We start from the raw sequence: 19,478 nt of genomic DNA, 5'->3' as shown, positions 1-19,478 counted from the left end.
CACTTTGCTCAATCTGACTTCGCCATAAGTCCAAGTGCTTGTAAGGCAATCTGTTTCATCTGCGTATTTTTATAGGCGATAAAACCACCATTTAACAATGTATCGCGCTGATTATATAAAAATGCCCGCCCCTGAAAATCGACCAATCCACCACCTATTCGTTCCAATAAACATTGTCCTGCACTGGTGTCCCACTCAGAAGTCGGATGAAAACGTGGGTAAATATCGACACGATCTTCCAAAATCATGCAGAATTTATAAGCACTACCTGCTTTTAGTTCTTCAAAATTGGTCAACTGCGCCAAGCTTTTTAAATAGTCTGCATAGTGTGATTTTTTTTGACTACTGTGGCTTAATCCAATTTTTAGAACTGAAGATGTTACCGTGGGTTCAGACTGATAGAGATACCATTGCTGAGTTAAAATATGATATTTCAATGGCATACCCTGTTCAGGACAAAAATAAATAGTTTGCTCGCCTGGTACTACAAGTACTGCAAAAGTTGTTTGCACACCACAAATTAAACTTAAATTAATGGTAAATTCAGGACGTTGATGTAAAAACTCTTTCGTGCCATCTAAAGGATCAAGCAACCAAAATTGCTGCCATTGCTGACGTTGGTCTTGCTCACCTTCTTCGGACAACACAGGTAAATTGGAGATTTTTGCCAAAGCCTGCATTAAATAATAATTGACTCGATAATCGGCTTGCGTAACAGGAGAATCATCAGTTTTCTTTTCTACATCAAAAGCAGCACCTGAACAATAATCTTGAAATTCCTGATTTAAAATTTCACACGCCTGCTGCACGATTGGCAATAACTGTAAAATTAAAGTATGCGTTGGCGCCTTTGTTTTTATAAACATAACTATCCTTTTTAGACTGTATCTAAAGGTCTAATTTTTCATTACTTTCATAAAAACATTGTAATAAAATTTACGGCTGATGCGTAGATAAAATTTAGTGGCTAGATATGCTAAATCAAGACTTTATGTGTCAAGGCAATTCATTTTTACTTGAGTTTTTTATTTATTGAGTGCTTAGTTAATTAATCTTTAAATGGATTGGATAATCTTTTTTTAAACATCGATAAAGTGAGTGCACCACTAACCAATAATAAAATACCCACAATCACCAAATAAGTTTCACCACCAAAAAAACCAATAATAATTGCAGCAATACCCAATAAACCCAAAATAGTGGTAATGGCAATTCCTAAAATAGACATCACAATTCCTTTTAAATTTATTTAATCATGAAAAATTGTCAATATTCTTAGGTATCGTTCTGTCATATTCATGCCTCTTTTGATAGTTAAAGCGTAACATTTGAGCGCACCTTGCCACATTTATACACAGAACTTATACTGAAATAGACTAAACACGACCTATTACATTTTACTGAGTTTGCTGAATAGCTTAAGTGCAGATTATGACAACTTGATGCATTTTATTTAAAAAGATTCTTTCTTAAATCATTTTTGAATCACTGCAAAGGAAATTCCCTTTCCTTTTAGGAGACTTGCGGAGCATGCTCCTCAGGGAGAGGTTTTTTATAAGAACCCCCTCATCCACTTGCGGAATATACTCCTCATCCTGAGCAATACATGGCGTAAAAGAAAGGACTTTCAATACTAATTTTACTGATCATTTATGATCAAATTTCGACTTATAAAAGGATTCTAATTCAGGTTGAACCATTCATAGAATTAAGGTATAAAAAAGCCCGATCTGCATCAATCGGGCCAGATTTAAAGGTACACAAATTTGTATACATAATCAAAATCACTAGAATTTTAAATCAAAAAATTAATCAATCCTTTTCTAGAAAAGTTAACTCTCCCTCATCTGAGGTGATTTTAATTTTGACTTTACGATAACTACGTTTATCTGGGTTTAATGCCGACTCTGAAACATGATGGGCGAATTTTTCATCGCCCATTAAATGCGCAAATAATTTATAGCCGATACGCATTTTCTTAATTTTTTTCTTCTTTTTCTCAAACTCATCGAGTTGTTTATCTAAGTGTTTTAAATCTAAATACTGTTGTTCAGCCATTACTAGCTCCCTAATTTAAAAAATTTACCATTCAATTTCTATGCTTGTACAGACAAACAAATACAGAAATATGTCAAAAAAATTGTTTTTGTGAACGCTACAGTTACTTTTTACAACTGCCCCATCTCACCTAATTTATATGCTACGCATGTACAGTGCTTATTTATTTAGCCTAGCACAATTTGGCGAATAATCAGACAGTATTTTGAGTTATGCCTCAAGCATGTTTAAATGAGCCAGTTTTATTTGCCTTTTGGCAATTGCTTAATGGTTTAGGATGTCTAAATGCACAAAAATATCATCATGTTTGACATGGACGGAACGCTGTTAGATCTCGCTTATGATGATTTTATTTGGAATGAACAACTGCCTATTCGCTATGCAGAATTACACGCCTGTTCTTTAGAGCGCAGCAAAGAAATTTTATACGATTTTTATCAAGCGCATAGCCACACCTTAGAGTGGTATTCCTCACGTTTTTGGACGGCTAAAGTGGGTGTAGATATGCTTGCGATGCAACTTGAATATAAAGATCAAGTCACGTTGCGTCCACAAGCTATCGAATTACTGGAATATTTAAAAAATAATGGCTATCACATTTGGCTCACCACCAATGCCGATTGTGCAGGTTTAGACTTTAAATTAGCACATACAGGTTTAGCAAAGTATTTTGAAGTGATTGTTAGTTCTGAAAGTATTGGTTATGCCAAAGAGCGCGTTGAATTTTGGCAAACATTGCAACAACAACATGCATTTAATCCTGAAGATTGCTATTTTATAGATGACACCGAAAAGGTGCTTAATGGTGCTAAAGCCTTTGGGATTGGACACTTATATAGTATTGCCCAGCCATCCTCAGCAAAACCTACGCGTCAGACTTGTAATTACCCTATGTTGCACCAATTAACAGATTTAATTCCTGTCTTAGAACAATTTGAGGACACTCAAAAATATGCCTAAAACTTCGTCCCACGAAGCCATTGAAACGATCCGAATTGATAAATGGCTATGGGCTGCACGTTTTTTCAAGACCCGCTCTATTGCAAAAGCTGCCATTGAAGGCGGCAAAGTACATCACAATGGCGAGCGCGTTAAAGTTTCCAAAGAAATTCGTGTGGGAACTGAGCTGACCATTCAACAAGGTTTTGATAAGAAAACCGTATTGGTCAAGGCATTATCCGGCGTACGCGGCCCTGCCCCTGTCGCTCAGCAACTTTATGAAGAAACTGAAGTGAGTATTGCACGCAGGGAATTGATTGCGACCCAAAGAAAGTTGCATAATCTAGCACGACCTGATCATCGACCAAGTAAAAAAGACCGTCGTGACATCAGCAAATTTAAACAAGAGAATGATCAGCAATTTGACCAATTTTGGTCATATAATGATGATTAAATAGAGCGTCACAGGCTGTCGCACAGCCCGTGATATAAATAGAACTACAGGACAAATTCTGTCACTATATTGCATGTGGAAAAGATTTAAGTAAATGCATCCACTTGAGTATATTGTTTCGTGACATCGTATTGAGGTTGTAAGATGGATGAGAATAAAAGCAAGGCGTTAAACGCTGCGTTAAGCCAGATTGAAAAACAATTTGGTAAGAACACAGTCATGCGTCTTGGTGACAACACTGTGCAAGCGGTAGAAGCCGTATCTACAGGCTCATTGACCCTAGATATTGCATTGGGTATTGGTGGCTTACCTAAAGGTCGTATCATTGAAATTTACGGCCCTGAATCATCAGGTAAAACGACTATGACCTTGCAAGCCATTGCAGAATGTCAAAAAGCTGGTGGAACTTGTGCCTTTATTGATGCCGAACACGCGCTTGATCCTCAATATGCACGTAAACTTGGTGTAGATATTGACAATCTTTTAGTATCGCAACCAGACAACGGTGAACAAGCCCTTGAAATTGCCGATATGTTGGTACGCTCTGGCGCAATCGACATGATTGTGGTCGACTCCGTAGCTGCCTTAACCCCTCGTGCCGAAATTGAAGGCGAAATGGGTGACTCACACATGGGCTTACAAGCACGCTTAATGAGCCAAGCCTTGCGTAAAATCACAGGTAATGCCAAACGCTCGAACTGTATGGTGATCTTCATTAACCAAATTCGTATGAAAATTGGTGTAATGTTTGGTAGCCCAGAAACCACAACTGGTGGTAACGCATTGAAGTTTTATGCTTCTGTTCGTTTAGATATTCGCCGTGTAGGTCAAGTGAAAGAAGGTGACGAGATTATTGGTTCTGAAACCAAAGTCAAAGTTGTGAAAAACAAAATGGCACCTCCATTTAAAGAAGCATTGTTCCAAATTCTTTACGGTAAAGGTGTTAACCATTTGGGCGAGCTGGTCGATTTAGCTGTTCAACAAAATATCGTGCAAAAAGCTGGTGCTTGGTATTCTTATCAAGGCGATAAAATTGGTCAAGGTAAAAACAACACCATTCGCCATCTTGAAGAACATCCAGAGCTTGCTAAAGGCATCGAAGCGATTATTCGTGAACAACTACTCACGACAGGTCAAGCTGCACCTGTAGAAGATAAAGACGAAGAAGAATTCGACTTACTTGATGTTTAAAGCATGCGCTAAGATGAACACAACAAACTGAATTAAATAGAACGCTCTACGGAGCGTTTTATTGTATATGGAAGCATTACCATGTCTGAAAATAAATTCCCCAAACTGATTGATTATGCTGCGCTAAAACAACAATTTGGCGAAGATGAGCAATCATGCAGCCAAACTAAGCAGGCATATTCAGAAACAACATCTGCCCTGCATTTTGCCTCAAATTCTGCGCCTAACATTAATAAACAATACCCTGCTTATACAGATGCCATTGATGATCAAGAATACATTGAAGACCCTGACGAACAGCAAAGCAAACGCCCAGGACTGACAGGTTCTCGTCTACGTAGCTATGCCTTCGCTGTCTTAACTCGTAAAGAATATTCTAAAAATGACTTAATTGAAAAATTGGCTTTATATGCAGAAAACCGTGATGAAGTGATTGAATTAGTCAATGAACTGGCACGCGAAAATTATCAGAGTGATCAGCGTCTTGCAGAAATGTTACTGGCTAGCCAAAAGCGCCAAGGTAAAGGGCCAAATCGCATTAAAATGGCACTTAAAAACAAAAAAGTGGATAGCAGTTTAATTTCAGAAGAACTTAAAGAAACTGATTGGGCAGAACAAGCCTATCAACTGAAAGTGAAAAAATTCGGCACAGAAGTCGCAAACGAGCCAAAACTTAAAGCCAAACAAATTCGTTTTTTACAGTATCGGGGCTTTGATATGGATGCGATTATGAAAGCAATTCGTAGGAAAGAGCAGGATTTTTAAAATAGTGGATATAAGATCAAAATAAGTAGAAGATAAATAGAATTATTATTTCAAAACTGGTGGCAACCCTACCAGCAAGCCTTCGGCACATCATAGTTCCACTACCGCTGCTACCTTCCGGTCCTGACGGGGTTCGTAGAGTACAATTGCGAAGTAACCAGCAGGGCTACCATTGCAAAAACAGAGTATAGAGATTTTTAACAAACTTGCAAGCGTTGTTCTGTATTTCCTTTTATAATGCTATCCAATTGATTATTTTAAAAACAATTGAAGACATTTATAGAATAACCTCACTTAAAATTCAAAACTTAGTCTAACTAAACCATCATAAAATTATTTTGAGATTTAAATCCTAGATTTACCCATATTGCGCTGAGATTGATGATAAGTTTGTAAAAGCTTATTGCAATTCCACGCGCGGACGTTTTAAATGTGGAAAATGACCAAATCAACAGGTTGAGTCCAATACGCTTACAAGGACTCACTTATACAAGATTAAGATGGATATTCAATTATGCTAAAAAAGCATGCACTTTGTGCTCTTGCCCTACTGTGCTCAACGTCTGTATTTGCCAATATTCCAATTGAAAGCCACAACCTCAGCCAAAGCAGTGCTGGCTATGCCAATAGCCCTGCGATTGCAACGAGTAATATGGCAACTGCCAATGTACCCACCAATATCAATTGGCAGTTGATGCAAAAAAATCAGCAACTTGAAAATGACATCCGCCAGTTACGTGGCAAAATTGAAGAACAAGACAATGAAATTGCGCAGCTCAAACATGAATTGCAAAATCGCTATACCGATTTAGATCAACGTCTAGAACTGCTCCAACAAAAAATAGACCCTGAATCTGCTCCTGCCGCTGAGGAGGATAACCAAAAAGATACTGCACCCAGCGCCAGCAACAACCAGTTAAACAACAATGCCACGCAATCTGTGCAAAATACAACGCATGTGAGTCCAACAGCTCAAGGTTTAAATACCAATATTGAGCTGGAAAAAGCAGCCTATACTGTTGCATTGGATGCCTATAAACAAGGTGGTGCCAAAAAAGCGATTGCACCTATGCAAAACTTTATTAAAAACCACCCAAACAGTGTGTATATCAGCAATGCGTATTTTTGGTTAGCTGAGTTTAATTTAGCGATTGAACCGACCAATTACACCGAAGCCAAAAAGAATTTTGAAATTGTAGCAACAAAGTACCCTCAATCTGCAAAAGCATCAAGTGCCCTATATCGTTTATATAGTATTGCGCAAGATGTAGATCACAAACCTACTTTAGCAGCGCAATACAAAAGTAAAATTCTGAGCCAATATCCAAAGTCTGAAGAAGCAAGATTCTTTAAATAAGCCAATAAAAAAAGACATCCGAGGATGTCTTTTAATATTCTGAAGCTTGCCGCATTCGGTAAACTCAAACCTTAACGCACAATACCACGTTCAGATTGCTCTAAAGAATCAATTAAACGCTGCGCTTCTGCCACATTTGGCAAAATATCAATGCGAATTTGCTGAATGGCTTGCTCAGTGGTTAATCCAGATTTGTAAATGAGTTTAAAGGCTTCACGAAGACCTTGAATCACATCCTTCGACCAGCCTTTACGACGCATTCCTTCCACATTCATTGCAAATGCATGTGCAGGATTACCAGAAACCATGACATATGCAGGCACATCTTTAAGAATGAGCGATGCACCACCAATCATGCTATAAGAGTCAATTTTACAGAATTGGTGAATACCAGAGTTTCCACCGACAACCACATAATCCCCAACATGCACATGACCTGCCACACCCACGTTATTGGCAAAAATATTGTGATCACCCACCATACAGTCATGTGCGATATGCGTATTGACCATAAGTAAGTTGTGACTACCAATTTTGGTCAGGCTATTGTCTTGCACCGTACCACGATGCAAACTGCAGTGTTCACGAATTTTGTTGTGATCACCAATTTCTAGCCAAGTTTCCTCACCTGCATATTTTAAGTCCTGACAGACCTCACCTACGCTGGCGAACTGGAAAATTTCATTGTGCTGACCAATACGGGTGTAACCACCAATCACCACATGCGAATGAAGTTTTGTACCCTCACCAATCGTTACATTTGGGCCAATAATACAGTATGGACCAATCGTGACATCTGAAGCGATTACTGCAGATGAGTCAATAATAGCGGTTGGGTGAATGAGTGGGTTATTGCTCATGCTTGCTCTGTTTTCTGATGCGAAACCATAATTTCCGCGGTTGCTGCGACGACGCCATCAACGGTGGCGATACAATTATATTTGTAAATGCCTCGTTTTTGCATAACTAATTCAGATTTTAATACAAGTTGATCGCCTGCAACGACTTGTTTTTTAAATCGAACTTTTTCTGCGCCTGCAAAAAGGAACAAAGAACCTGCGCTCGGTTTCTCATTATTCATGATAAAACCTAAAATACCCGACACTTGTGCCATCGCTTCAACGATTAAAACACCCGGCATGATCGGATAATTCGGGAAGTGTCCTTGCAAGAATTCTTCATTGATAGATACGTTTTTATAACCCACGATACCGTTATCAGTGACTTCTACAATACGGTCTACTAATAAAAACGGATAGCGATGGGGTAAATATTCACGAATGGTTTGAATGTGCATTGGCAATTCAGGTTTAGTGAAGGTGCTAGAATTCGACTCAGTCATCATAATTATTTACGCAATTTAAAAGTTGATTCAAGGAACTCAATTTGAGATTGCATATCATCAAGTCTTTTTACCAATTGGGTCAATGGCACATCTGCTAATTGTCTGAGGCGCACAACAGTACGTTTCCACTTTTGATTTTCAAATAAGCCAATACCTGACGAATATTTTCCTGATTCAGAAATATTATTTGTGACCATTGACATTCCTGTCAAAGTCACATTATCGGTAATATTTAAGTGCCCTGAAATTGCACTTCCACCACCAATGATACAGTTTTTGCCAATTGTCACACTTCCAGCCACGGCTGTTTTTGCTGCAATAGCCGTATGAGCACCTAATTTGACGTTATGTGCGATTTGCACAAGGTTATCAATAATGACACCATCTTCCAAAATTGTATCATTTAGTGCACCGCGATCTACGCTGCAATTCGAGCCAATACGAACGTCATTACCAATAATCACCGAACCCAGCTGTGCAATACGGTGCCATTTGCCTTGATAAGGTGCAAAGCCAAAGCCTTCACTACCAATTACGGTATTGGCGTGTATACGCACGCGATGCCCAAGCTTGGCTTCGCCTGTTAGCGTCACATGTGAATCAATAAAACACTGTTGACCAATTTCGACAAAGTCATCAATTTTACAGTGCGATTGTACAATCGTATTGTCACCCACCACGCAATTTTCACCAATCACGACGTAATGACCAATATAGGCACTATCGGCGATGATGGCTGATGGATGAATTTGGGCTGTGCTTTCTATACCACGTTGCGTATGCTTACGCTCAAATACATGGGTCAGAATCGCAAAAGCCAGATATGGATTATCGACCACAATAAAGTTGTGATGATTGTCTAACTCGGCTTGTAGTGAAGCTGTCACAATGAAAGCTCCCGCTTGGGAGCTACGTGCTTGCGCTAAATATTTATCGCCATTCACGAATGCAAGTTGATGCGCCTGAGCAGACTCAAGGCTTGCCAAACCTTGCAAACCTAAGTCGGCTTGTCCAATGTATTGACCTTGAACTAAACTAGCAATTTCTTCTAAGCGATAATATTGGGAACTCATTGATTATTTAAGTACGTTGACCTTTTGGATCATTTTATCAGTTAAATCATACTTCGGGTCATAGGCAAGTGCTGAGTTTTTATTCAAAACCACATCTAAACCATTTTCTTTACGCAATTGTTCAGCAACTTGCTTTAAACGAGTTTCAAAACCATCGTTAATTTTGTGCAATTCTGACTGAACACGAGTTTGCACTACTTGTTGCAAACCATTAAATTCTTTCAATTTCGCTTGAAACTGAGTATTCATTTTTTGCTTTTCAGCATCAGATAAATTATTAGATTGCTGCGCACGCTGCTGCATAGCTTCTAATTCTTTTGCCAATTGCTCAAGTTTGCTGGTTTGTGGTTTGATCGACTGCTGTAACGCCAAATTTTGCTGTTTTAAATAACTGCTATTTTCTACAACACGCTCTAAACTTACTACACCATAGCCTGCAGCATGTGCTACTGCAGCCATTGTAGATAAACCCAACAATGCCAAACTCAATATTGTTTTTTTCATATTTCTATCCTGTATTTATGCTACCCAAAAAGTGGTCATACTTAGAAAGTACGACCAATTTCGAATTGGATATTTTTAGTGTCATCGCCTTGTTTATCATTTAACGGATATGCATAACTGAGTGATAATGGACCAATCATGGTGATCCAAGTAAAGCCTACACCCACGCTATAACGCACTTCACCGAAGTCAAAGCCGTAGTTGTCTTTACAGTACTTTTTAGCATCGATATCCACACCATTAATAGTTAAATTACCATGTGGAACATCACACTGCGTATCAAAAACTTGTGCACCTTCTGCAAAAATCACTGGGCGAACTTGACGTGTCCAATCCCCTTTAAATGGTACAGGTAAAGCCAGTTCCGTACCAAACTGTACTAAAGCATTACCACCCACTTCCTCAAAAGAAGGGTCTTGCTTATTGCGCAAAGGATCGATGTTCATGCGCTCTTGGAACTCAACTCCAGGATATTTAGGTCCCAAAGTACTATTATCATAACCACGTACCGAGCCATAACCACCTGCATAGAAGTTTTTATAGAACGGTAAATCATTACCAAAACCTAACTTACCGTAGCCACGTAAAACAAAGTCTTGACCTAATGGGAAATATGCCTGTGCATCATAGGTCACTTTTTGGAACTCGACATCACTGCCTGGTAAGGCAATTTCAGCATTCACACGGTGTGACATACCATTGGTTGGGAAAATTGGACGGTTTAAGGTATTATATGACCAGCCTAAATTTAAATTATAGGTTAAAAAATCGCCTTTAAACTTATCTTGGTACGGAGTAGTTGGTAAAACATTATCATTTTCATCCACACAATCATTTGATTTAGTAGCTTCATTGAATTTCCATGTACCATTAGTACAGTATTGACTTATGCTGGTATGAGATCCTCCATTAGCCAACAAATAGTCTCGAACATAAGTCGAAACATAAGGACCTGTGGTTACTTCGGTCTGATCAATGTTTAAACCTGCACTAATGCTTTGGTTTTCATCAATTGGGTAACCGAAGTTAATTCCACCACCTAAACTGTCAGTCACATAGTTGTTAACGTTATAGTTATCATCTAACTTGGTTTTACGGTAGTACATGTTGTAACCACGACGCACACCATCAATCGTGAAGTATGGATCAGTCACACTCAGGTTATAGTAATCTTGTGTTTCAGAACGTGATAAATCAATCGAAACCGAATTACCCGTACCTAAGAAGTTAGTTTGGCTTAAACCAGCTTGGAACGTCACACCACCGCTTTGCGAGAAACCTACCGCTAAAGTACTGGTACCTGAGTGCTGTTCTTCTACATTTACATTTAAGTCAATTTGGTCTGGCACATTTGGAATACGCACAGGCTTGACATCAACGGTTTTAAAGAAACCTGTACGCTCTAAACGGACTTTAGACAAATCAATTTTTTCATTGCTTGCCAATGCGCCTTCCATTTGACGCATTTCACGACGCAGTACTTCATCGGCGGTTTTACTGTTACCAGCGAAGTTAATACGACGCACTGTAACTTGCTGACCTGGGTTGATGTAGTAGTTTAAATCTACCAGTTTAGTTTCTTTGTCAATTTGCGGAACAATATTCACTTCGGCATAGTAATAGCCTGCATTACCATATTTACGCAGCAACAATTGTTTCACCGCATTCACTTTTTCTTGTGAATAGGTTTCACCATCTTTATAAATTTTCAGTGCCGTAAGTTCTTCTGGTTTGTATAAAGCATCGCCCAAGAACTTGCTTTCGCCAAACTTGAATTGCTCACCTTCATCCACCGAAACTTCAACAAAAATATGCTTTTTGTCTTCGCTCAAATTCAAGCTAGAGTTAGTGATATTGAAGTTGATATAACCTTTATTAAGATATAACGCACGTAATGCTTCCAAGCTTGCTGCCATTTTTTCGCGTGCATAACGGTCATTACGGGTAACAATCGAACTCCAGCTACTTTCTTTAACTGCAAACGCCTGCTTAATGTCGCTTTCTTTAAATACCGTATTACCAATGATGTTGATATCTACCACTTTGGCAGCTTTGCCTTCAACAAACTCTACAGTTAAATCTACACGGTTATTTGGACGTGCTGTGGTAATGACACGTACATCCGCATCATAACGACCTTGCTGCATATACTGCTGTTCAAGTTCAGATTCTAAAGTTTGTAGTGCTGACTTTTTCAGTACTTCACCTTCAGCCACACCCATTTTCTTTAAACCATCTTCCAACGCTTCTTTTGGAATCAGTTTATTGCCTTTAAATTCAACCTTAGAAATGATTGGGCGCTCAACCACTTTAAACACTAAAGTGTCGGCTTCACGACTGGCCTGAATGTCATCAAACAAACCTGTGGCATAGAGTGAACGAATCGCATTGGCCAACACTGCTTCATTGACACGATCACCACTATTCACTGGAATCATTCCATAGACATTGGCTGGCGTTAAACGAACAAGACCATCTATTTTTATATCTCGCGCAATAAATTCATCTGCTGCATATACTTGTTGTGTTGCCGCCATTGCACTAACCAGTGCCAAGGGCATAAATAAATGTGTGTGCTGCATGCCAGTCTTTTCCAGTGTTAAATTTATTTCGTATCTACGTTGTTATAAACGCATAATGTCATTAAATAATGCAAGGAGCATCATACTTCCAAGCAGTACCATACCAATTTTTAAACCAACTAATTGTATTTGTTCAGAAACAGGTTTTCCACGAATCAGCTCGATAAAATAATAAACTAAATGCCCGCCATCCAACATTGGAATTGGCAATAAATTTAGAATTCCTAAGCTTACGCTCATAAGTGCCATAAAGGAAATAAAAGTTTGCCACCCCATTTCCGCACTTTGCCCTGCGACTTTGGCAATAGTAATTGGGCCTGATAAGTTATCTAAACCAATTAAACCACGTACCATTTTGACAATAGAATTCAGAATCATGCTAGACAGCTGACCTGTTTTATCTACCGCCATAAATAAAGCTTCACTCGGGCTGTATTGAATGGTTTGCTTAAAATCTTCTGGAATGACAATTTTTCCAGGATCACTTTGCACACCCAATACACCCGAAACATTGCCCATATTGTCACGTTTGCCTTGCGGCATCACTTCCAGTTGCTGTACTTGATTGTTACGCAGCACATCTACTTTCAGTAATTTTTCTGGCGATACTTGAACAACTTGTACCACATCGTACCAGTCATTCATTTTGACGCCATCAATCGCAATAATTTGATCGCCGACTTGCATACCTTGACGAATGGCCGCACCATCTTCACTTAACTTACTGACAATTGCAGGAATTTGTGGGCGATACGGTGTAAAACCCAAGATATCTAAAGGTGATTGGGATTGATCATTTAAGAAATTTTGAATGGGTAAGCTAAATGTTTTGATTTCACCTGCACGTTCGGCCTGTACCTGAATCTTGCCTGTTTCACCTACACGATCTACCAAGGCAAAGTTCAGCTTTTCCCATGTCGTCACAGGCGTACCATCAATGGCGGTAATCTTATCACCTACTTGCATTTGCGCTGCCGCCGCAGGTGTATCTGCCAGTACCTTACCCACACGGGTATTCAACTGTTCTTGAGAGGGTAAAAATAATAGCCAGAACAATAATATGGCAAAAATCAGGTTGATTAACGGACCTGCTGCCACAATCGCAATACGTTTCCACGGATGCTGACGGTTAAAGGCATAAGGTAGGTCTTCTTCTGCAACGCTTTCTTCGCGTTCATCTAGCATTTTGACATAGCCACCCAAAGGCAATGCCGAAAGCTGATATTGAATCCCCGATTTTTTAGAAGTCCATTTTAAAATGGTCGGTCCAAAGCCGATGGAATACACCAAAACTTTGACACCTAATTTACGTGCAACAAAGTAGTGCCCAAACTCATGAATTGCAATTAAAGGTCCTAGCAAAAGAATCGCTGCAACCACAATAAATAAGGCACTCATGCTTTAGCTTCCTTTATTCAACACAAAATGCTGTGCAACAGCACGGGCATTTTGGTCTGCCTGCAAAATCAGTTCAATGCTTTCTGCGGCTGAATTTTGTATTTGGTTCAGGGTATGCTCAACCACTGTCGCGATTTCGGTAAAACGAATTTTTTGCTGCAAGAATGCTGCAACTGCAATTTCGTTTGCTGCGTTTAAAATAGCAGGTGCTAAACCACCTTCTTGCATGGCTTGACGTGCCAGACTTAAAGCAGGAAAACGGGTGGTATCGGGTGCTTGAAAATCAAGCTGATGATTGACAAACAAATCTAAAGGCGGAACATGCGTTTGGATACGCTGCGGCCACGCCAAAGCATGCGCAATTGGCGTACACATATCAGGATTACCCATTTGCGCCAAAGTTGAACCATCCACATATTGAACCATGGAATGAATAATACTCTGTGGATGCACCACCACTGTAACAAAGTGTTCTGAAATTGCAAAAAGATGACACGCTTCGATTAATTCCAAACCTTTGTTCATTAAGGTTGCAGAATCTACCGAAATTTTTTGTCCCATAGACCAATTTGGATGTTTGCAAGCTTGTGCAGGAGTAACGTGTTGCAGTTCTTCTAGGCTGTGGTTTAAAAATGGGCCGCCCGAAGCAGTCAGTAAAATTTGTGATACACCTAACTTAGGTTGTCCATTCCGCTCAGCCTGTAAATAATGTTCAGGCAAACATTGGAAAATCGCGTTATGTTCAGAATCTACAGGCAATAACAAAGCTCCATGTTCACGTGCCGCCTGCATCATGATGTCACCCGACATCACCAAAGCTTCTTTATTGGCCAATAATACGCGTTTACCCGCTTTAACCGCAGCCAGTGTAGGTAACAAACCTGCCGCACCAACAATGGCTGCCATTACCACATCCACTTCAGGATGTTCGGCAACTGCGATTAGACCCGCTTCATCGCTTAGAATTTCAATTTCAGAAATATGTTGCTGTGCAAGTGATTGCTGTAACTCATCAACTTTTGACGCAGGTACAACCACAATTTTAGGATGGTACTGTTTGCATATTTGAACCAGTTCTTGAATTCGGCTGTGCGCCGTCACGGCAAAAACTGAATACTGCTCTGGATGTTGTTGCAGTACTTTTAGGGTGCTTTGTCCAATTGAACCTGTCACACCCAAGATACAAACAGCTTGTGACATTTATAAATCTACGCCAATAAGTTTTAAAACATACATACCCGCAGCAAAAATTGGAGCTGCTGCAAGCAAAGAATCAATCCGATCTAGCACACCACCATGACCTGGCAAGACGCGCCCAGAGTCTTTAATACCTGCACGGCGTTTGATCATGGATTCAAATAAATCGCCCAATACCGAGCTAAATACCGTAATCACCGAAAGAATCAGGAATAAAATATGTTGTGCCAAAGTCAGGTCTAAATACACCACTTCAACAACAATCACGATTAGCATGGCAGTAAAAACACCGCCATATAAGCCTTCTACTGATTTGTTTGGACTGACATTCGGTGCAAGTTTTTTCTTGCCCAGTTTACGCCCAACAAAATAAGCACCTGAGTCTGCACCCCAAACCAACAAGAACAAGTACATTAACCACCACGGCGAACTATTCCATACGGAAAAAATTGCAGTGACCGCAGCAGAAATTAGAATAAAACCAATAAAACTTAAGCTTGGGTTATACCATGCATCGTATTCTGGATAAGACTTGACCCAATAAATACTGAGTAACCATGTCAAAATAGAAGCTGCCCAAAGTAACAAGGCAATATCACTAAAATAAAGTGCCATTGCTGCCAAAGCGGCAGTCAATACACCAAAGCCCCAAGCCACAGGTTTGAGGACATATTTAGTTTTTCTTGGCATGAGTTTGAACCACTCATAGCCCGCAACCCCTGCTGCAACAATCATCAGCATAAACATTGGATAGTGCGACTGAGTTGCAAACATACAACTCAACACCACAGCAACCAATACCAATGCGGTAATAATCCGCTCTAACATGTATTAATTCTCAATTTTCTCTTGTTGAATTTGCTCAGAAGTTTTACCAAAACGACGTTCGCGACCACCAAATACTGCCAGTGCATCGTCAAATTCTTCTATGCTAAATTCAGGCCACAAGGTTTGGGTAAAATACAATTCAGCATACGCAGCTTGCCAAAGTAAAAAGTTGGACAATCTAAAATCGCCACCTGTACGAATCAACAGATCGACAGGTGGTAGGTCTGCAAGACTGACATATTGACCAAAAAGTTGTGTATCTATTTGTTCAATATCAATTTTATGCGCCACAACATCTGCTGCAATTTGTTTTGCAGCTTGTGCCATATCCCACATACCACCATAACTAATGGCAATTGTGAGTGTCATGCTGTTGAAATTAGCAGTCCTTTGTTCGGCATGCAACATTAACTCACGCAAATGCGGCGACAAACGTGAACGGTCACCAATAAAACGTAAGGCAATATTGAATTTTTCCATGCGTGGTAATTGCTCATGAATTGTGGTTTCCAGCAATTGCATGAGTAAATCCACTTCAAACTGCGGACGATTCCAGTTTTCACTCGAAAAAGCAAAAACGGTTAAAGCTTGAATGTGTTTTTTTCTACAATGTTCAACAATCGGGTCAAGTACATCTTTACCAGAGCGATGTCCTTCCCCTTTTTGCATTTGATTTTTTTTTGCAAAACGATTGTTGCCATCCATAATGATGGCAACATGTTTTGGCAAAGACGCGCTGTCTTCCGATGTGGTCATTGATTAGACCTTCATCAACTCAGCTTCTTTTGCAGCAAGACGCTTGTCTACTTCTGCAACGTATTTGTCTGTGATTTTTTGGATGTCATCTGCTGCACGGCGCTCATCATCTTCAGAAATTTCTTTTTCTTTCAATAATGCTTTGATGTCGCCCAATACATCACGGCGGATGTTACGAATAGCAACTTTGGCATTTTCTGCTTCAGAACGCGCAACTTTTTGCATGTCACGACGAGTTTCTTCAGTCAATGCTGCAAGCGGTACACGAATTGCATCGGCTGTGATTGGGTTTAGACCCAAATCTGACTCACGAATTGCTTTATCAATTGCAGACACCATTGAACGCTCAAATGGCTGAACCAATAAGGTACGTGAATCTTCTACACCAATGTTGGCTACTTGGTTAAGTGGCACATCGGAACCGTAGTAAGAAACCATCACACCATTTAAAATTGATGGATGTGCACGACCTGTACGTACTTTGGCAAAACCATGTTCTAAAGACTCTAAAGTCTTGCTCATACGTTCTTCGCTGTCTTTTTTAAGATCGTTAATCATAAGATCTTCCTTACTGTATTCTAAAATTTGAGTCAAAATATAGGGTTAAATTAGACCGTAGTATAAAGAGCTTTGTGGCTCACGTACATTAGTTCGTAACGTGAGTACCTTCTTTTTCGCCCATCACTACAGAAAGCAATGCACCTGCTTTATTCATATCAAAAACTTGCAACGGCACATTGTGATCGCGGCATAAGCAGATTGCAGTTAAATCCATAACACCTAATTTTTCATCCAACACCTGGTCAAATGTAAGTGTGTCATATTTCACCGCATCTTCGTATTTGCTTGGATCTTTGTTATATACGCCATCTACTTTGGTCGCTTTTAAGATCAAGTTAGCTTCGATTTCGATACCACGTAAACATGCTGCTGTATCTGTGGTAAAGAATGGATTGCCTGTACCCGCAACGAACACACACACTTCACCTTGAGTCAGGTGACGAATCGCATCACGGCTTGAGTAAGACTCAACCACTGTACCAATAGGCAATGCAGACATTAAACGGGTTTTGATGTTACGGCGCACCAAGGCATCACGCATGGCTAAACCGTTCATCACCGTTGCCAACATACCCATTTGGTCGCCTGTTACACGGCCAACTAAGCCATCTTTTTGTAATTGGCTGCCACGGTATAAGTTACCACCACCGACAACAATACCCACTTGCACACCTAAACCGACCAAGTGTGCAATTGCCAAAGACATTTGATCGAGCACTTGCGCATCAATCCCCATGTCTTTATTACCCGCAAGTGCCTCACCCGATAGTTTCAACAAGATACGTGCATAACGTGGCTTTTTTGAATCTAACATTGTCATTACTCCAATTCTAAATTCTAAACTTTAATTTTTTACAATTTGTATGGCTTACAGCTAGCAATCCAAATCTGCAAAGCATTATGCAGATTTGACCTGAATCAGCTTGGCAAATAAGTCGTATTCATCGGCATCGGTAATTTCAACTTCAAGTAAATCACCTGCTTTAATCACGCTCTTGTCAATATCTTCTACAAAGACGTTGCCATCAATTTCTGGCGCATCTGCATAAGAACGTGCCACTGCGACTGGAAATTCTTCTTCCAAATCATCTACCAACACGGTCATGGTTTGACCAATACGTTTTTGCAGTTTAGCTGCTGAAATTTCTTGCTGAACCTGCATAAAACGCTCATAGCGTTCTTGCTTGATTTCTTCTGGCACATGATCTGGCAAGTCGTTTGCTGCCGCACCTTCAACAGGTGAATAAGTAAAGCAACCAACACGGTCTAATTGCGCTTCTTTTAGCCACTCGAGCAAAATTTGGAAATCTTCTTCTGTTTCGCCTGGAAAACCCACCACAAAGGTTGAACGAATCACCAGCTCAGGGCATTTTTCACGCCAAAGTTTTAAACGCTCCAACGTGTTTTCGCTGTGCGCAGGTCGCTTCATCAACTTTAATACTTTCGGGCTGGCATGTTGGAATGGAATATCCAAATAAGGCAAAATTTTGCCTTGTGCCATTAAATCAATTACAGCATCCACATGCGGATATGGATAGACATAGTGCAAACGCACCCAAATACCCAATTGCCCTAAGGCTTCACACATATCATAGAATTTGGTTTTAAGAGGCTGACCGTTCCAAAAGTCCAATTTGTATTTGGTATCTACGCCGTAGGCAGAAGTATCTTGAGAAATTACCAATACTTCTTTTACGCCTGCACGTTTCAGTGCCGCAGCTTCTTCTAATACCGAACCCACAGGACGCGAAACTAAATCGCCACGCATGCTTGGAATGATGCAGAAAGTACAGCGATGGTTACAGCCTTCTGAAATTTTAAGATAGGCATAATGTTTAGGCGTCAAACGAATGCCTTGTTCAGGTACCAAATCAATAAATGGATTATGTTTTGGTGGCTCAGGAACATATTGATGCACCGCTTCCATCACGTCCTGATAAGCAGCTGCGCCAGTCACTTTTAATACGTTGGGATGCATTTGACGAATTTTATCTTCATCTTTACCCAAGCAACCTGTCACAATGACACGACCATTGGCATTCATGGCTTCGCCAATCGCGTCTAAGGACTCTTGTACTGCAGATTCAATAAAACCACATGTATTGACAACAACTAAGTCTGCACCATCATAATCAGATGCAACATCGTAACCTTCAGTTTTTAACTGAGTTAAAATTCGTTCGGAATCTACCAATGCCTTAGGACAACCTAAAGAAACAAAACCGACTTTGGGGGATTTCATAGAATCTGCACTCCACTAGAATGCGCGTATTGTATGACTTTTCTTTGCATAAAAATAGAGAAATAGCCGACTCTTTGCATAATGCACCAAAATACAACCATTCAGGCTGAATGATTTATTTATTGCACCATTTTAATGCATTTTTTATTTACAGTGTTTCTGTTATCCGTTATATCTTGAAAATTCAGTCCAGTTGCAGCGCATTTTTTTGAACTTGCGAAGATAAAT

Annotated in this window: 20 protein-coding genes and 1 other RNA gene; 5 read left to right on the top strand and 16 right to left on the bottom strand. The window is 39.9% G+C overall.

Annotated elements, in window-relative coordinates:
- Window positions 1-8: 8 nt before the first annotated feature.
- The 3 genes from FTV28_RS08940 to FTV28_RS08930 form a co-directional block, all read right to left on the bottom strand.
- Window positions 9-866 carry a 3'(2'),5'-bisphosphate nucleotidase CysQ gene (locus FTV28_RS08940; protein WP_179990158.1) on the bottom strand — a complete coding sequence of 286 codons (858 nt, stop codon included), beginning with the start codon at window positions 864-866 and terminating at the stop codon, window positions 9-11.
- Between the two features lie 182 nt (window positions 867-1,048).
- Window positions 1,049-1,228 (bottom strand): hypothetical protein, encoded by a 180-nt coding sequence (locus FTV28_RS08935; RefSeq protein ID WP_004976682.1) that lies wholly within the window; start codon window positions 1,226-1,228, stop codon window positions 1,049-1,051.
- Window positions 1,229-1,812: 584 nt separating this feature from the next.
- On the bottom strand, window positions 1,813-2,058 hold the full coding sequence (locus FTV28_RS08930; protein WP_004976684.1) for a hypothetical protein: 246 nt from the start codon (window positions 2,056-2,058) through the stop codon (window positions 1,813-1,815).
- 285 nt (window positions 2,059-2,343) lie between these two features.
- Between FTV28_RS08930 and FTV28_RS08925 the strand changes: the two genes are divergently transcribed.
- From FTV28_RS08925 to FTV28_RS08910, 4 genes are all read left to right on the top strand, one after another.
- Window positions 2,344-3,018, top strand: a complete 675-nt coding sequence (locus FTV28_RS08925) for an HAD-IA family hydrolase (RefSeq protein ID WP_096901429.1) — start codon at window positions 2,344-2,346, stop codon at window positions 3,016-3,018.
- Entirely contained in the window at window positions 3,011-3,451 is a 441-nt protein-coding gene (locus FTV28_RS08920; protein ID WP_004976690.1) for an RNA-binding S4 domain-containing protein, read from the top strand. The genes FTV28_RS08925 and FTV28_RS08920 overlap by 8 nt, the downstream gene beginning before the upstream one ends.
- 144 nt (window positions 3,452-3,595) lie before the next feature.
- Window positions 3,596-4,642, top strand: coding sequence for a recombinase RecA (gene recA / locus FTV28_RS08915; RefSeq protein ID WP_004976691.1), 1,047 nt, complete (start codon window positions 3,596-3,598; stop codon window positions 4,640-4,642).
- 81 nt (window positions 4,643-4,723) lie between these two features.
- Entirely contained in the window at window positions 4,724-5,407 is a 684-nt protein-coding gene (locus FTV28_RS08910) for a regulatory protein RecX (protein ID WP_179990156.1), read from the top strand.
- A gap of 66 nt (window positions 5,408-5,473) precedes the next feature.
- Here the strand turns inward: FTV28_RS08910 and ffs are convergent.
- An RNA gene (gene ffs, locus FTV28_RS08905) (signal recognition particle sRNA small type) lies at window positions 5,474-5,570 on the bottom strand.
- 348 nt (window positions 5,571-5,918) lie between these two features.
- Between ffs and FTV28_RS08900 the strand changes: the two genes are divergently transcribed.
- The gene (locus tag FTV28_RS08900) at window positions 5,919-6,764 is read left to right on the top strand and encodes a YbgF trimerization domain-containing protein (protein WP_179988741.1); all 846 of its coding nucleotides are present in this window, start codon (window positions 5,919-5,921) and stop codon (window positions 6,762-6,764) included.
- A 71-nt stretch (window positions 6,765-6,835) separates the two neighbouring features.
- Here FTV28_RS08900 and lpxA read toward each other — a convergent pair whose 3' ends face one another.
- From lpxA to rimO, 12 genes are all read right to left on the bottom strand, one after another.
- Window positions 6,836-7,624 carry an acyl-ACP--UDP-N-acetylglucosamine O-acyltransferase gene (lpxA, locus tag FTV28_RS08895; RefSeq protein WP_004976696.1) on the bottom strand — a complete coding sequence of 263 codons (789 nt, stop codon included), beginning with the start codon at window positions 7,622-7,624 and terminating at the stop codon, window positions 6,836-6,838.
- Window positions 7,621-8,106, bottom strand: coding sequence for a 3-hydroxyacyl-ACP dehydratase FabZ (fabZ, locus tag FTV28_RS08890; RefSeq protein WP_026438029.1), 486 nt, complete (start codon window positions 8,104-8,106; stop codon window positions 7,621-7,623). The genes lpxA and fabZ overlap by 4 nt, the downstream gene beginning before the upstream one ends.
- Window positions 8,107-8,111: 5 nt before the next feature.
- Window positions 8,112-9,182, bottom strand: a complete 1,071-nt coding sequence (gene lpxD, locus FTV28_RS08885; protein WP_179990154.1) for a UDP-3-O-(3-hydroxymyristoyl)glucosamine N-acyltransferase — start codon at window positions 9,180-9,182, stop codon at window positions 8,112-8,114.
- Between the two features lie 3 nt (window positions 9,183-9,185).
- Window positions 9,186-9,686, bottom strand: coding sequence for an OmpH family outer membrane protein (locus FTV28_RS08880; protein WP_154320776.1), 501 nt, complete (start codon window positions 9,684-9,686; stop codon window positions 9,186-9,188).
- Between the two features lie 41 nt (window positions 9,687-9,727).
- Complete coding sequence (bamA, locus tag FTV28_RS08875; RefSeq protein WP_179988735.1) at window positions 9,728-12,268, bottom strand: outer membrane protein assembly factor BamA; 2,541 nt, start codon at window positions 12,266-12,268, stop codon at window positions 9,728-9,730.
- 42 nt (window positions 12,269-12,310) lie between these two features.
- The gene (rseP, locus tag FTV28_RS08870) at window positions 12,311-13,666 is read right to left on the bottom strand and encodes an RIP metalloprotease RseP (protein ID WP_179988734.1); all 1,356 of its coding nucleotides are present in this window, start codon (window positions 13,664-13,666) and stop codon (window positions 12,311-12,313) included.
- Between the two features lie 3 nt (window positions 13,667-13,669).
- Window positions 13,670-14,866 (bottom strand): 1-deoxy-D-xylulose-5-phosphate reductoisomerase, encoded by a 1,197-nt coding sequence (gene ispC / locus FTV28_RS08865; RefSeq protein ID WP_179988733.1) that lies wholly within the window; start codon window positions 14,864-14,866, stop codon window positions 13,670-13,672.
- On the bottom strand, window positions 14,867-15,691 hold the full coding sequence (locus FTV28_RS08860; RefSeq protein ID WP_136143951.1) for a CDP-archaeol synthase: 825 nt from the start codon (window positions 15,689-15,691) through the stop codon (window positions 14,867-14,869).
- A gap of 3 nt (window positions 15,692-15,694) precedes the next feature.
- Window positions 15,695-16,447 carry a polyprenyl diphosphate synthase gene (gene uppS, locus FTV28_RS08855; RefSeq protein ID WP_004976709.1) on the bottom strand — a complete coding sequence of 251 codons (753 nt, stop codon included), beginning with the start codon at window positions 16,445-16,447 and terminating at the stop codon, window positions 15,695-15,697.
- A 3-nt stretch (window positions 16,448-16,450) separates the two neighbouring features.
- Window positions 16,451-17,005 carry a ribosome recycling factor gene (gene frr, locus FTV28_RS08850; protein ID WP_004976711.1) on the bottom strand — a complete coding sequence of 185 codons (555 nt, stop codon included), beginning with the start codon at window positions 17,003-17,005 and terminating at the stop codon, window positions 16,451-16,453.
- Between the two features lie 88 nt (window positions 17,006-17,093).
- On the bottom strand, window positions 17,094-17,822 hold the full coding sequence (gene pyrH / locus FTV28_RS08845; protein WP_004976712.1) for a UMP kinase: 729 nt from the start codon (window positions 17,820-17,822) through the stop codon (window positions 17,094-17,096).
- An 84-nt stretch (window positions 17,823-17,906) separates the two neighbouring features.
- Entirely contained in the window at window positions 17,907-19,250 is a 1,344-nt protein-coding gene (gene rimO / locus FTV28_RS08840) for a 30S ribosomal protein S12 methylthiotransferase RimO (protein WP_179988732.1), read from the bottom strand.
- Between the last annotated feature and the right edge of the window lie 228 nt (window positions 19,251-19,478).

Source organism: Acinetobacter sp. YH12252, assembly GCF_013417365.1.
In the GTDB taxonomy this organism is placed as follows: domain Bacteria; phylum Pseudomonadota; class Gammaproteobacteria; order Pseudomonadales; family Moraxellaceae; genus Acinetobacter; species Acinetobacter towneri.
Note: the sequence above shows the minus strand (reverse complement) of the source record. Positions and strands in the feature narration are given on the sequence as shown.